The 12703-nt window shown below is 71.9% G+C and carries 10 protein-coding genes and 1 pseudogene; 6 read left to right on the top strand and 5 right to left on the bottom strand.

All coding sequences use genetic code 11. The features are described from left to right. Window positions 1–228: 228 nt before the first annotated feature. Window positions 229–1167 carry a cation diffusion facilitator family transporter gene (locus tag V4Y04_RS33280; protein WP_332432045.1) on the top strand — a complete coding sequence of 313 codons (939 nt, stop codon included), beginning with the start codon at window positions 229–231 and terminating at the stop codon, window positions 1165–1167. Window positions 1168–1551: 384 nt separating this feature from the next. Then, a complete protein-coding gene (gene idi / locus V4Y04_RS33275) occupies window positions 1552–2145 on the top strand; it encodes an isopentenyl-diphosphate Delta-isomerase (protein ID WP_332432044.1) in 594 nt (197 codons plus the stop codon). 134 nt (window positions 2146–2279) lie between these two features. Here the strand turns inward: idi and V4Y04_RS33270 are convergent, their stop codons facing one another. Then, on the bottom strand, window positions 2280–2795 hold the full coding sequence (locus V4Y04_RS33270; RefSeq protein ID WP_332433089.1) for an ATP-binding protein: 516 nt from the start codon (window positions 2793–2795) through the stop codon (window positions 2280–2282). A gap of 174 nt (window positions 2796–2969) precedes the next feature. After that, on the bottom strand, window positions 2970–3593 hold the full coding sequence (locus V4Y04_RS33265) for an HdeD family acid-resistance protein (protein WP_332432043.1): 624 nt from the start codon (window positions 3591–3593) through the stop codon (window positions 2970–2972). Between the two features lie 113 nt (window positions 3594–3706). Here V4Y04_RS33265 and V4Y04_RS33260 point away from each other — a divergent pair, with 113 nt between their 5' ends. The 3 genes from V4Y04_RS33260 to V4Y04_RS33250 all read left to right on the top strand — a co-directional run bounded on the left by V4Y04_RS33260 (window position 3707) and on the right by V4Y04_RS33250 (window position 7215). Continuing rightward, on the top strand, window positions 3707–4462 hold the full coding sequence (locus V4Y04_RS33260; protein ID WP_332432042.1) for an enoyl-CoA hydratase/isomerase family protein: 756 nt from the start codon (window positions 3707–3709) through the stop codon (window positions 4460–4462). A gap of 113 nt (window positions 4463–4575) precedes the next feature. Next, window positions 4576–4707, top strand: a complete 132-nt coding sequence (locus V4Y04_RS33255) for an LPFR motif small protein (RefSeq protein WP_332432041.1) — start codon at window positions 4576–4578, stop codon at window positions 4705–4707. A 105-nt stretch (window positions 4708–4812) separates the two neighbouring features. Beyond that, complete coding sequence (locus V4Y04_RS33250; RefSeq protein WP_332432040.1) at window positions 4813–7215, top strand: Tex family protein; 2403 nt, start codon at window positions 4813–4815, stop codon at window positions 7213–7215. Window positions 7216–7536: 321 nt separating this feature from the next. On the opposite strand, the gene V4Y04_RS33245 is transcribed toward V4Y04_RS33250, so the two are convergent. Both V4Y04_RS33245 and V4Y04_RS33240 read right to left on the bottom strand, forming a co-directional pair. After that, on the bottom strand, window positions 7537–9177 hold the full coding sequence (locus V4Y04_RS33245) for an ABC-F family ATP-binding cassette domain-containing protein (RefSeq protein ID WP_332432039.1): 1641 nt from the start codon (window positions 9175–9177) through the stop codon (window positions 7537–7539). A gap of 174 nt (window positions 9178–9351) precedes the next feature. Further along, window positions 9352–10422, bottom strand: coding sequence for an oxidoreductase (locus V4Y04_RS33240; RefSeq protein ID WP_332432038.1), 1071 nt, complete (start codon window positions 10420–10422; stop codon window positions 9352–9354). A 66-nt stretch (window positions 10423–10488) separates the two neighbouring features. On the opposite strand from V4Y04_RS33240, the pseudogene V4Y04_RS33235 reads away from it, so the two are divergent. After that, window positions 10489–10863 (top strand): annotated as a pseudogene (locus V4Y04_RS33235) (FAD-dependent oxidoreductase); the annotation flags it as partial. A 53-nt stretch (window positions 10864–10916) separates the two neighbouring features. Here the strand turns inward: V4Y04_RS33235 and V4Y04_RS33230 are convergent. Beyond that, window positions 10917–12659, bottom strand: a complete 1743-nt coding sequence (locus tag V4Y04_RS33230) for a BCCT family transporter (RefSeq protein ID WP_332432037.1) — start codon at window positions 12657–12659, stop codon at window positions 10917–10919. Window positions 12660–12703: the final 44 nt, after the last annotated feature.

Here is a 12703-nt window from a genome sequence, read left to right as displayed (position 1 = left end):
CGAGCCCGGCGGCCTCACCGTCCAAGCCTCGGTGGCCTCCGCGTCCGCGACCCGGCGGCACCGCCGACCGGGTTGTCCGCAAGAAACGCGCACCGCCCCGAGCACGTCTGACCTGCGAACCGTTTACGCAGGTCAGGGCACATGACAACGGTGTTCAGTGCCGCGTTGCCCCATGCCCCCTGCCCGTAGTTCACTGTGATCCGGACGAGTCATGGAGGGACGGCTTTCATGGGGGCTGGGCACGATCACGGGCACGCGCACGGCGCGCACGGCGGCGGTACGGCGAGCGCGGCGTACCGCGGCAGGCTCCGGGCGGCGCTGGCGATCACGCTCGGCGTCATGGTCGTCGAGATCATCGGCGGCCTGCTGGCCGACTCGCTCGCCCTCGTCGCCGACGCGACGCACATGGCGACGGACGCGCTGGGGCTGGGCATGGCCCTGCTGGCGATCCATTTCGCGAACCGCCCGCCGAGCGAGCGCCGCACCTTCGGCTACGCCCGCGCGGAGATACTCGCGGCGCTCGCGAACTGCCTGCTGCTGCTCGGAGTGGGCGGTTACGTGTTGTACGAGGCGATCCAGCGGTTCCTCGCACCGGCCGACACCGAGGGCGGGCTGACGCTCGTCTTCGGCGCGATCGGCCTGGTCGCCAATCTGGTGTCACTGGCGCTGCTGATGCGCGGGCAGAAGGAGAGCCTGAACGTGCGCGGGGCGTTCCTGGAGGTGGCCGCCGACGCGTTCGGCTCGGTCGCGGTGATCGTCTCGGCACTGGTCGTCGTGGCGACCGGCTGGACGGCCGCCGACCCGATCGCCTCCCTCGTGATCGCCGTGCTGATCGTGCCCCGCGCCTTCAGGCTGCTGCGCGAGACCCTGGACGTCCTGCTGGAGGCGGCGCCCAAGGGCGTGGACATGGCCCAGGTCCGGGCGCACATCCTGGGCACGCAGGGCGTCGAGGACGTGCACGATCTGCACGCCTGGACCATCACCTCGGGCATGCCGGTGCTCTCCGCGCACGTGGTCGTCAGCTCCGATGTACTCAGCGCCATCGGACACGAGAAGATGCTGCACGAGCTGCAGAGCTGTCTGGGCGACCACTTCGACGTGGAGCACTGCACCTTCCAGCTGGAACCGCGCGGTCACGCGGAGCACGAGGCACGGCTCTGCCACTGAGACGGCACCCGGTCGCGGGACCGCGCGAGCGGCGTGACATGACCACGTGCCGTGACGACATGCCGTGACGACATGCCGTGACGACGGTGCGTACGGGGTGCGGTGGGGACGGGAGGCGCCGCTGGGGCGTGAGGCCGGTACACGTGCGCCGGAGGGAGCATCCTCCCGCCCCCGTGCAGGCGCCTTTTCCCTCATGGCGCCCCGCTCCTCGCGGTTCTCCCGCCGCTGGTGCGGGCAGATCATCCACCGGGCCCCCCTTCCGGTCCATCGCCTGCGCCGGCCGCGGGCCGGACCGCCTCGGGACATGCGGACGGTGCGGGGGGTGCCGGGAGTGCCGGATTCGTGCGGCAGACTTGGGGCGCGAAGACCGAATGAAGGATGGGTATGCCGATCACACCTGCCACCGCGACACACAACCCGTCGAGCCCTGCCGCCGAGGCGATTCTGCTGGAGCTGGTCGACGAAGACGGCGTGACGCTCGGCACTGCGGAGAAGCTCGCCGCCCATCAGCCCCCGGGGCAGCTGCACCGGGCGTTCTCGGTGTTCCTCTTCGACGAGCGCGGGCGGCTGCTGATCCAGCAGCGGGCGCTGGGCAAATACCACTCCCCCGGCGTGTGGTCCAACACCTGCTGCGGGCACCCCTACCCCGGTGAGGCGCCGTTCGCCGCGGCGGCCCGGCGGACCTTCGAGGAGCTGGGGCTTTCCCCGTCGCTGCTCGCCGAGGCGGGCACGGTGCGCTACAACCACCCGGACCCGGCCTCCGGTCTGGTCGAGCAGGAGTACAACCATCTGTTCGTCGGCATGGTGCAGGCACCGCTGCGGGCGGATCCCGAGGAGGTGGCGTCCACCGCGTTCGTGACCCCGGACGAGCTGGCCCGGCGTCATGCCGAGGACACCTTCTCGGTGTGGTTCATGACCGTGCTGGACGCGGTCCGCCCGGCGATCCGTGAGCTGACGGGGCCGTCTGCGGGCTGGTGACCGCGCCGCCTGCGGGCCGGTGACCGCGCGAGGGCCGGTCGCGGGTCCCCCTGCGCCCGGTCGTCGGGCCTGCCGGGCTCGCTCGTCGGGCCTGCCGCCGGTGGTGACCGTCGGAGCGTGTGCGCGTGCGACCGTCAGGCCTGCGCGGGTTTGAGCGGCAGGGCGGCCCAGATCACCTTGCCGCCGCTCGCGGTGTGCTCGACGTCGCACATGCCGTTCGACTCACGGGTGATCTCGCGCACCAGGAGCAGTCCGCGTCCGCCGGTGCGGCCGTGGTCCGCCTCCAGGGCGGTCGGGCGGTAGGGGTGGTTGTCCTCCACGGACACCCGGACCCACTCGGCGCCGACGGCGACCTCGACGGCGAGCGTCGGGGAGAGCAGCGCCGCGTGCCGTACGGCATTGGTGACCAGCTCCGAGACGATCAGCAACAGCCCCTGGACCACGTCGTCGGCGACCGGCACCCCCTGGCGCAGCAGCAGGTCCCGTACGGCGTGGCGCGCCTGTGGGACCGAGGCGTCGGCAGCGGGGGCGGTGAACCGCCAGACGCCTTCGTACGGCAGCGGTGCCGATCCCGGTGGTGCGGTCTCCGCCTCGGCGGGTCTGTCCTCGTCCTCCGGGCGTGGGCCGGGCCCACGCCCCTGGTCGTCCATCGTCCGGTCGCCACCCTCACGCTCGATTGTCACCACACGTCGAGTGTTGGTAACTATGCGCGTCACACCGAAGCACTGAACAGAAGTCAGCGGGTATCGAGCGTTTCTGACCGTTGGCGTACACCGTAGTGAATTGTGAGACTTTTCCTGTTCGCCTTGTGTCGCGTCGGCGGACTATTCGGGTTGTACGGGTTTGACGCCCGGCCCGGTGCTCTCCGGGCCCGTCGGCCGGTCGGAGACCATGGCCACGATCCTGCGCCCGCCGTAGCCGGTGGCGATCAGACCCAGCCCGTCGAAGAGCAGGGTCAGCGAGAGGAAGGCGCCGATCACGTACTGGCTGCTGCTGGGCCAGGTGATCAGCACCAGGATTCCGAGGAGGAGGCCCAGGACGCCCTGCAGGAGCGTCACGCCGAACTGCGGACCGCGCACCACCATGCTGCCCACCAGGCGGAACAGTCCGCCGGTGAGGAACAGCAGCGCGGCGAACATGGTCAGCGCCTCGGCCGCCGCCGCCGGTGTGCGCAGGACCACCACACCGGCCGCGATGTTCAGTGCCGCGACGATCACCGCGAGCCAGAAGAAGTTGCTGTGCCGGGCCTGGACGGCCTGCAGCAGCGAGACCGCGCCGCCGATCAGCAGCAGCCAGCCGAACAGCACCATCGTCGTCAGGGTGGCGACGGCGGTGTGGACGAGACCGACGAGGCCGGCGACGACCAGGATCACGCCGAGTGCGGCGAGCCAGGTGAAGCCGCTCTTCAGCTCGGCCGCCTCGCCACGCGGTTCGGTGGACTTGGCCATGACTGCCTCCTCGCGGTCCGTTCCCTGTCGTTCTCCCCTGCCCCCGGTGTCGCGTAACGCTTCACGCGCTCCTGCCGGTCAGCGCCCCGGCCGGGACGGATAGCATCCGGCGCATGGAGCCGCAGTTGTCGCACAGCGTCACCGGATCGGTCGCCACGGTCGTCATCCGCCATCCGGCGAAGCGCAACGCCATGACGACCGCGATGTGGCGCGCGCTGCCACCGCTGCTCGACGCGCTGGCGGACGACGCCGGGGTGCGGGCGCTGGTGCTCACCGGCGAGGGCGGGACGTTCTGCGCCGGGGCCGACATCTCCACGCTCAAGGGGTCACCGCAGGAGGCGCAGCGGCTCGCCATTGCGGCCGAGGAGGCACTCGCCGCGTTCCCCAAACCGACGCTCGCGGCGGTCCGGGGACACTGCGTCGGCGGCGGGGCGCAGCTGGCGGCGGCCTGCGATCTGCGGTTCGCGCAGGAGGGAGCGGTGTTCGGGGTGACCCCGGCCCGGCTCGGGATCGTCTACCCGGCCTCCTCCACCCGGCGGCTGGTGTCGCTGGTGGGGCCCTCCGCCGCCAAGTACCTGCTGTTCTCCGGCGAGCTGATCGACACCGCGCGGGCGCTGCGTACGGGGCTGGTCGACGAGGTGCTGCCCGTGGACGGACTGGACCGGCGGGTCGCGGAGTTCACCGCGGTGCTGGCCTCGCGTTCGCAGCTGACCCAGGCCGCGGCGAAGGAGTTCGCGAACGGGCGCACCGACCGTGACGCCCACTGGAGCGGCCGGGCACAGGGCAACGGCGACACGGCGGAGGGGGTCGCCGCCTTCCTGGAACGAAGGCCGCCCCGGTTCAACTGGAGCCTGTCGGAACGGCCGTAGGGTACGGCGTTCGCAGCGGGCGGGCATGCCGGAGCCCTGACGAGGTACCCGTAGGTCATCACTCCGTCCGTCCCGCCCGGGACGGACGGAACACCGAAGACCGAAGGAGACACGTGTTGCGTGCCATCGCGGATGTCCTGCGTCAGGTCGGCGGCGCCGTCGCCACCGTCGTGACACTGCCGTTCCGGGCGCTGGCCCGGCTGTTCGGAGGCGCCTCCTCGGCGGGCCGGGGCCGGCGCGCCTGACCCGGCCCGCACCACCGTCCGGCGCGTCGCCGCCCTGATCCCCGATTGTCGGCGTCACCTGCCACAATTGCCGCGCAACCTCAGCGAAGAAGGCGGTACGGGATCGTGACGACACCCCTGCAAGGGTCCATCGAAGACAGGATCGCCGGGGAGCTCGGCGTACGGGAGCGGCAGGTCAGGGCCGCCGTGGAACTGCTCGACGGCGGTTCGACGGTGCCCTTCATCGCCCGCTACCGCAAGGAAGCCACCGAGATGCTCGACGATGCGCAGCTGCGCACGCTCGAGGAGCGGCTGCGCTATCTGCGGGAGCTCGAGGAGCGTCGTACGGCGATCCTGGAGTCGGTGCGCGAACAGGGCAAGCTCAGCGAGGAGCTGGAGGCTCGGATCCGGGGCGCGGAGACCAAGGCGCGCCTGGAGGACGTCTATCTGCCGTACAAGCCCAAGCGGCGTACCAAGGCGCAGATCGCGCGGGAGGCGGGACTCGAGCCGCTGGCGGACGGGCTGCTCGGTGACCCGGGTGTCGACCCCCTCGCCGCGGCTGCCGCGTTCGTGGACGCCGACAAGGGTGTCGCCGATCCGCAGGCCGCCCTGGACGGCGCGCGGGCCGTCCTCACCGAGCGGTTCTCGGAGGACGCCGACCTGATCGGCGAGCTGCGGGAGCGCATGTGGGTGCGCGGGCGGCTCGCCGCCAAGGTCCGCGAGGGCAAGGAGGAGGCGGGCGCGAAGTTCTCCGACTACTTCGACTTCGCCGAGCCGTTCACCGAGCTGCCCTCGCACCGGATCCTGGCGATGCTGCGCGGCGAGAAGGAGGAGGTCCTGGACCTCGTCCTGGAGCCGGAGGAGGCGACGGAGGGCCCGTCCTCGTACGAGGGCACGGTGGCCCACCGGTTCAGGATCGGCGATCAGGGCCGCCCCGCCGACAAGTGGCTGCTGGACACCGTCCGCTGGGCGTGGCGCACGCGCATCCTGGTGCATCTCGGCATCGACCTGCGACTGAGGCTGCGTACGGCGGCCGAGGACGAGGCGGTGCGGGTGTTCGCGGCGAATCTGCGCGACCTGCTGCTCGCCGCTCCGGCCGGTACCCGCGCGACGCTCGGTCTCGACCCGGGCTTCCGTACGGGTGTGAAGGTCGCCGTCGTCGACGCGACCGGCAAGGTCGTCGCCACCGACGTGATCCACCCGCACGTCCCGGCGAACCGGTGGGACGAGTCGATCGCCAAGCTGGCCCGGCTCGCGAAGGAGCACGCCGTCGAGCTGATCGCGATCGGCAACGGCACCGCCTCCCGCGAGACCGACAGGCTCGCCGGTGATCTCATCACCCGGCACCCCGAGCTGAAGCTGACGAAGGTGATGGTGTCCGAGGCGGGCGCCTCGGTGTACTCGGCGTCCGCGTTCGCCTCGCAGGAGCTGCCGGACATGGACGTGTCGCTGCGCGGGGCGGTGTCGATCGCGCGCCGGCTCCAGGATCCGCTGGCGGAGCTGGTGAAGATCGACCCGAAGTCGATCGGTGTCGGCCAGTACCAGCACGACCTGTCCGAGGTGAAGCTGTCGCGTTCGCTGGACACGGTGGTGGAGGACTGTGTGAACGGCGTGGGTGTGGACGTCAACACGGCGTCCGCGCCGCTGCTCGCCCGGGTCTCCGGCATCACCTCCGGGCTCGCCGAGAACATCGTGGCCCACCGGGACGGCAACGGGCCGTTCGCCTCCCGCCGCGAGCTGAAGAAGGTGCCGCGGCTCGGCCCCAAGGCGTACGAGCAGTGTGCGGGCTTCCTGCGGATCCGCGGCGGCGACCCGCTGGACGCCTCCAGCGTGCACCCGGAGGCCTATCCGGTGGTCCGGCGCATGATGCAGAAGTCCGGTGAGGAAGTCACCTCCCTGGTCGGCAACACGGCGGTGCTGCGCTCGCTGAGGCCGCAGGACTTCGTGGACGAGAAGTTCGGTCTGCCGACCGTCTCGGACATCCTCAAGGAGCTGGAGAAGCCGGGGCGCGACCCGCGGCCGGCGTTCAGAACCGCTGCCTTCAAGGAAGGCGTGGAGAAGATCTCCGACCTGGCCTCCGGAATGATCCTGGAGGGCGTGGTGACGAACGTGGCGGCCTTCGGCGCGTTCGTCGACATCGGCGTCCACCAGGACGGTCTGGTGCATGTCTCCGCGTTGTCGAGGACGTTCGTCAAGGACCCGCGGGACGTGGTGAAGCCGGGCGACATCGTCAAGGTGAAGGTTCTCGACATCGACATTCCGCGCAAGCGGATCTCGCTGACGCTGCGGCTGGACGACGAGGCCGCCGAGCAGACCGAGGCCCCCGGCGGGCGCAGGCAGCGCGGCGGGGCACGCCCGCCGCAGCAGCGTCAGGGCCAGCCCCAGGGGCAGGGGCAGGGCCGCGGCGGGGGCGGTGGCGGCGGTCGCGGGAGCGGCGGGGCGCGTCCGGCTCCCGCGCCGGCGAACAGCGCGATGGCCGACGCCCTGCGCCGGGCGGGGCTGGTCGACCGGAAGAAGGGCAAGGGCTAGGTTTCGCGTCGGCCGACGGCCCGGTTCCTCCACTGCGGTGCGAGGGCCCGGGCCGTCGGTCCGTTCCGCGTTGTCGTGACCGGTACTCCGTCAGGCCCCGGTCACCGCCCACTCCGTGACCGGTCCGGGCCCGGTCAGCACTCAGCCCGTGATCGGCCGTCGCCCGCTCCGTGACCGGTCCGGGCCCGGTCAGCACTCAGCCGTCACCCGGTCCGTGGTCGGTCCGGGCCCGGCCGTCACCCACTCCGTGATCAGTCCGGCCCCGGTCAGCACTCAGCCCGTGATCGGCCGTCGCCTGCTCCGGGCCCGGTCAATGTCCGGTCAGTGCTCGGTGACCTTGCCGTCGGTCACTTCCAGGCGGCGGGTGACGTGCACCGCGTCGAGCATGCGCCGGTCGTGGGTGACGAGGAGCAGGGTGCCCTCGTAGGAGTCCAGGGCCGATTCCAGCTGCTCGATGGCGGGCAGGTCGAGGTGGTTGGTGGGCTCGTCGAGGACGAGGAGGTTGACGCCCCGCCCCTGGAGGAGGGCGAGGGCGGCGCGGGTGCGTTCGCCCGGCGAGAGGGTGACCGCCGGACGCATCACATGGTCCGATGTGAGGCCGAACTTGGCCAGCAGGGTGCGGACCTCGGCCGGTTCGGTGTCCGGGACCCCGGCGCGGAAGGCTTCGAGCAGGGCCTCGGTGCCGTGGAACAGCGCGCGGGCCTGGTCGACCTCGCCGAGCAGCACGCCCGAGCCGAGCGCGGCGTGCCCGGCGTCGACCGGGACGCGGCCCAGCAGGGCGCCCAGCAGGGTGGACTTCCCGGCGCCGTTGGCGCCCGTGACGGCGACCCGGTCCGCCCAGTCGATCTGCAGGGTGACCGGCCCGAGCACGAAGTCGCCGCGCCGTACCTCGGCGTCCCGCAGCGTCGCCACCACCGCGCCGGAGCGCGGGGCCGCCGCGATCTCCATGCGCAGCTCCCACTCCTTGCGCGGCTCCTCGACCACCTCGAGGCGTTCGATCATGCGCTGGGTCTGGCGGGCCTTGGCGGCCTGCTTCTCGCTGGCCTCGCTGCGGAACTTGCGGCCGATCTTGTCGTTGTCGTTGCCCGCCTTGCGGCGCGCGTTCTTGACGCCCTTGTCCATCCAGGACCGCTGGATCTGGGCCCGGCCCTGGAGCGCGGACTTCTTGTCGGAGTACTCCTCGTACTCGTCGCGGGCGTGCCGGCGGGCCACCTCCCGTTCCTCCAGGTAGGCCGCGTAGCCGCCGCCGTAGAGGTTGATCCGCCCCTGGGCGAGGTCGAGTTCGAGGACCTTGGTGACCGTGCGGGTGAGGAACTCGCGGTCGTGGCTGACCACGACCGTGCCGGCGCGCAGGCCGCCGACGAAACGTTCGAGGCGCTCCAGGCCGTCGAGGTCGAGGTCGTTGGTCGGCTCGTCGAGGAGGAAGACGTCGTACCGGGACAGGAGGAGGGAGGCGAGGCCGGCGCGGGCCGCCTGGCCGCCGGACAGGGCGGTCATGAGGTGCTCCGGGCCGACGGTCAGGCCGAGGGAGGCGGTGACCTCCTCGGCGCGTTCGTCGAGGTCCGCACCACCCAGGGCCAGCCAGCGCTCCAGGGCTTCCGCGTACGCGTCGTCGGCACCGGGCGCCCCGTCGACCAGGGCCTGGGTCGTCTCGTCCATCGTCCGCTGGGCCTCGGCGACACCGGTACGGCGGGCCAGGAAGTCCCGGACGGTCTCGCCGGCCCGGCGTTCCGGCTCCTGCGGGAGGTGGCCGACGGTCGCCGTGGGCGGGGAGAGCCGCAGCTCGCCCTCCTCCGGCACGGTGAGCCCGGCGAGCAGGCGCAGCAGGGTGGACTTGCCGGCGCCGTTGGCGCCGACCAGGCCGATCACGTCGCCGGGGGCGACGACGAGGTCGAGGCCGGTGAACAGGGAGCGGTCGCCATGGCCGGCGGAGAGGTTCTTGGCGACGAGGGTGGCAGTCATCAGACCGCCGATCCTAGCCTTCGCGCGTCCTCCCTCGGACATCCGGTTGCCGGCCCTCCCGCGGCCGCCGCACTCCCCCGGGCCTCTCCCCGTGCGTTCCTCCTCCCCCGTGTCCCACGTGCGATTCCCCTCCCCCCGTGCGTTTCCCCCGTACGCGCTCTCCGTCACCGGTGCTCACCGCCGCACCGCCGTGGTCAGGACCGCCCCGGCGGTGCGGGCCACCAGGTAGGACTCCCCCCTGACCGTCCTCGGGTCCAGGGGAATGCGGTGGCGGCCCGGTTCCAGGACGCCGTCGAAGACTTCGCGGGTGTGGGTGCGGGCGAGGCGGCCGACGCGGTATGCCGTGAGGTGCACCCGGCACGACGAGGTGACCTCGACCTCCGCGTCGGCCCCCGCGGCGGTTTCCGCCGAGGCCGAGGAGGCCAGGGCGGTCAGGGCGGTCAGGGCGGTCAGGGCGGTCAGGCGGCGCTGCTCGGGCGGGCTGCGGTCCAGGGCCTGCTCGGTCCGGGCGACGAGCAGCGGGACGATCGGGGCGCGGCCGTCGACGCAGGGCACGTCGACGCCGACAGCGGCGAAGGCGGCACGCACGGCGTCCCGTTCGGCGGGGCCGGCCGACCGGCCGAAGACGACGGCGCCGTAGCCGCGCAGTTCGTCGGCGGGGACACCGTCGGCGTCGTGGGCTATGTCGGCGCCGACGCCGATGGTGCGCAGGGCCGCGGCGAGCCTGGCCAGCAGGGCGACACGGGCGCCGATCAGCAGGACGCGGCGGCGGGTGCCCTGGGCGCCGCCGGCCGGCAGGGCGGCGAGGGCCGCACGGTAGTCGGCGCCGCGGAAGCGGAACGGGCCCAGACCGCGGTACCCGTCGCGTTCCAGGTCGGCGTGTTCGCCGGTCTGCCAGGCGAAGTCCCGCCAGATGTAGTCCTCGCCGTCCCGTTCGATGGCGGCGGTCACCGCGCCGCAGGCGAGGTCCTCGCAGTCGGGGCAGCCGTAGACGATGTACCGGCCGGACGGCAGCGGTGCCTCTGTCTCCAGCAGCAGGCTGCGGATCTGGGCGGTGAAGATGGCGGGCGGGATGTCGGAGGCGAGCGGGGAGACGGCGTCGAGGTCACAGAGGCGGAACAGCAGCGGGCGTCCGTCGACGACGAAGTCGACGAAGTCGCGGTGGACCTGGTGGTCACCGCCGGAGAGGAGTCCACCGGCACGGATCGCCGGTGTCAGGCCGAAGGTCGCGTACTCGGCAGGCATGGGGTGAGTATTCCCGCAGCGGGGCGGATCCGAGCACGGCATGACATATTCCGTTAACGTCCCCGCATGGGAAGCGAACCGGTTTTCGATGTCCGTGTGATCGGCGGCGGGGTCGTCGGGCCGGCGACGGCCGTCGTCCTCGCCGAGCGGGGCGCGCGGGTACGGCTTTGGACGCGCGATCCGGTCGAGCGGACCACCTCGGCGGTTGCCGGGGCACTGTGGTGGCCGTACCGGATCGAGCCGGTGGCGTCCGCGTACGCGTGGGCGCCGCGTTCACTGGACGTGTACGAGGAGCCGGCCGCGCGGCCGGAGGTCACCGGCGTACGGATGGTCGAAGGGGTCCTGGGCGGGACCACGCTGGACGAGGCCGGCGCCTGGGCCGCCGCGCGGCTGCCGGAAACGGCAGGGCCGGCCGCCCCTTCTGCACCGGGGGTGGCCGGCCCGTCCGCTGTAGCCGTTGACGGCCACAGCGGCTGTCGGCGGTCAGCCGGCGGTCAGGGTTCGGTCGGTGCCTCGTAGTGCTTGCCGACCGGGTCGCCCTCCACGTCCGTACCGACCCCGGGGCCGATACGGAGTTCGAATTCGCCGTCGTACTTCGTGTGCCCCGCGATGACGGCCAGGTCGACCGCCTCGGAACCCACCTCCCTGCGCACGATGACCGGGTCCCGGCGCAGGTCGCGCATGAGCGCCACACACATCAGGATCATCACGACGACGAACGGGGCCGCCGCGAGGATCGTGATGTTCTGCAGGCCGGCCAGCGCGTCGCCCTCGCCGCTGCCCACCAGCAGCATGATCGCGGCGACCGCTCCGGTGACCACGCCCCAGAACACCACCACCAGGCGGCCCGGTTCGAGCGCCCCCTTCTGCGAGAGTGTGCCCATCACGACCGAGGCCGCGTCGGCGCCCGAGACGAAGAAGATGCCGACGAGGATCATCACCAGGATGCTCGCGGCGGTGGCGATGGGGTACTGCTGGAGCACCGCGAACAGCTGGCCCTCGGCCGTCGACTCCTCACCGAGCCGGCCCTGCTCCTGGAGCCTCATCGCGGAGCCGCCGAAGACCGCGAACCAGACCAGGCTGACCGTGCTGGGCACGAGGATGACACCGCCGATGAACTGGCGGATCGTACGGCCCCGGCTGATGCGGGCGATGAACATGCCGACGAACGGCGTCCAGGAGATCCACCACGCCCAGTAGAAGACCGTCCAGCTGCCCAGCCAGTCCGCCACTCCCTCGCCGGCGCTGGCCTCCGTGCGGCCGGCCAGCTGGGGCAGTTCGCCCAGGTAGCCGAAGACGGAGGTGGGCAGCAGGTCCAGGATGAGGACCGTCGGCCCGGCCACGAACACGAACAGGGCGAGCACCAGGGCCAGCACCATGTTGGTGTTGGACAGCCACTGGATGCCCTTCTCCACGCCCGACACCGCGGAGGCGACGAAGGCGACCGTGAGCGCCGCGATGATGCCGACGAGCAGTCCCGTGCTCACCTCGTCCATCCACTCCAGTTCCTGCATGCCGGAGCCGATCTGCAGCGCGCCGAGCCCCAGGGAGGCCGCCGAGCCGAAGATGGTCGCCACGATGGCGAGGATGTCGATGACGCGCCCGACGCTTCCGTTGGCGTGCTTCGACCCGATGAGCGGGGTGAAGACGGCGCTCACGGTCTGCCGGCGGCGCCGGCGGAAGGTGCTGTAGGCGATGGCGAGGCCGACCACGGCGTAGATCGCCCACGGGTGGAGCGTCCAGTGGAAGAGCGTGGTCGCCATGGCCAGTTCCATGCGCTCGCCCGAGTCGGCCGGATCGGTGCCGGGCGGTGGCGTGACGTAGTGGGCCAGCGGCTCGCTGACGCCGTAGAACATCAGGCCGATGCCCATGCCCGCGCTGAACATCATCGCGACCCACGACACGGTGCGGAACTCGGGTTCCTCACCTTCGGCGCCGAGATGGATCTTCCCGTAACGGCTGATCGCGAGCCAGAGGGCGAAGACCACGAAGCCGGAGGCGGCCAGCATGAACGCCCAGCCACCGTTGTGCATCAGACCCGAGAGCGCGCTGCTCGAGACGTTCTCCAGCGAATCGGTCGCGGTGGCGCCCCAGACGACGAACGCGACGGTGAGCACCGCCGTGACACCGAAGACCACCCGGTCGGTCCGAGGGCTCCCACGACCTGCCAGGCCCGTCTCCGAGCCCGGTAGAGGGCCCGCCGTATGATCCTTGTCGCTGTGCTGGTCCTTCGTCATGGGCGGCACCTTTCATCGAACCGATGGGCGGAGAATCACTCCCC

The organism is Streptomyces sp. P9-A2 (assembly GCF_036634175.1).
Lineage (GTDB): Bacteria > Actinomycetota > Actinomycetes > Streptomycetales > Streptomycetaceae > Streptomyces > Streptomyces pratens.
Note: the sequence above shows the minus strand (reverse complement) of the source record. Positions and strands in the feature narration are given on the sequence as shown.

Coding starts and splice junctions, on each gene's coding strand:
- V4Y04_RS33280 (WP_332432045.1), top strand. CDS start 229: ATGGGGGCTGGGCACGATCACGGGCACGCGCACGGCGCGCACGGCGGC.
- V4Y04_RS33270 (WP_332433089.1), bottom strand. CDS start 2,795: ATGGACGACCAGGGGCGTGGGCCCGGCCCACGCCCGGAGGACGAGGAC.
- V4Y04_RS33240 (WP_332432038.1), bottom strand. CDS start 10,422: ATGCCTGCCGAGTACGCGACCTTCGGCCTGACACCGGCGATCCGTGCC.
- idi (WP_332432044.1), top strand. CDS start 1,552: ATGCCGATCACACCTGCCACCGCGACACACAACCCGTCGAGCCCTGCC.
- V4Y04_RS33230 (WP_332432037.1), bottom strand. CDS start 12,659: ATGACGAAGGACCAGCACAGCGACAAGGATCATACGGCGGGCCCTCTA.
- V4Y04_RS33260 (WP_332432042.1), top strand. CDS start 3,707: ATGGAGCCGCAGTTGTCGCACAGCGTCACCGGATCGGTCGCCACGGTC.
- V4Y04_RS33265 (WP_332432043.1), bottom strand. CDS start 3,593: ATGGCCAAGTCCACCGAACCGCGTGGCGAGGCGGCCGAGCTGAAGAGC.
- V4Y04_RS33245 (WP_332432039.1), bottom strand. CDS start 9,177: ATGACTGCCACCCTCGTCGCCAAGAACCTCTCCGCCGGCCATGGCGAC.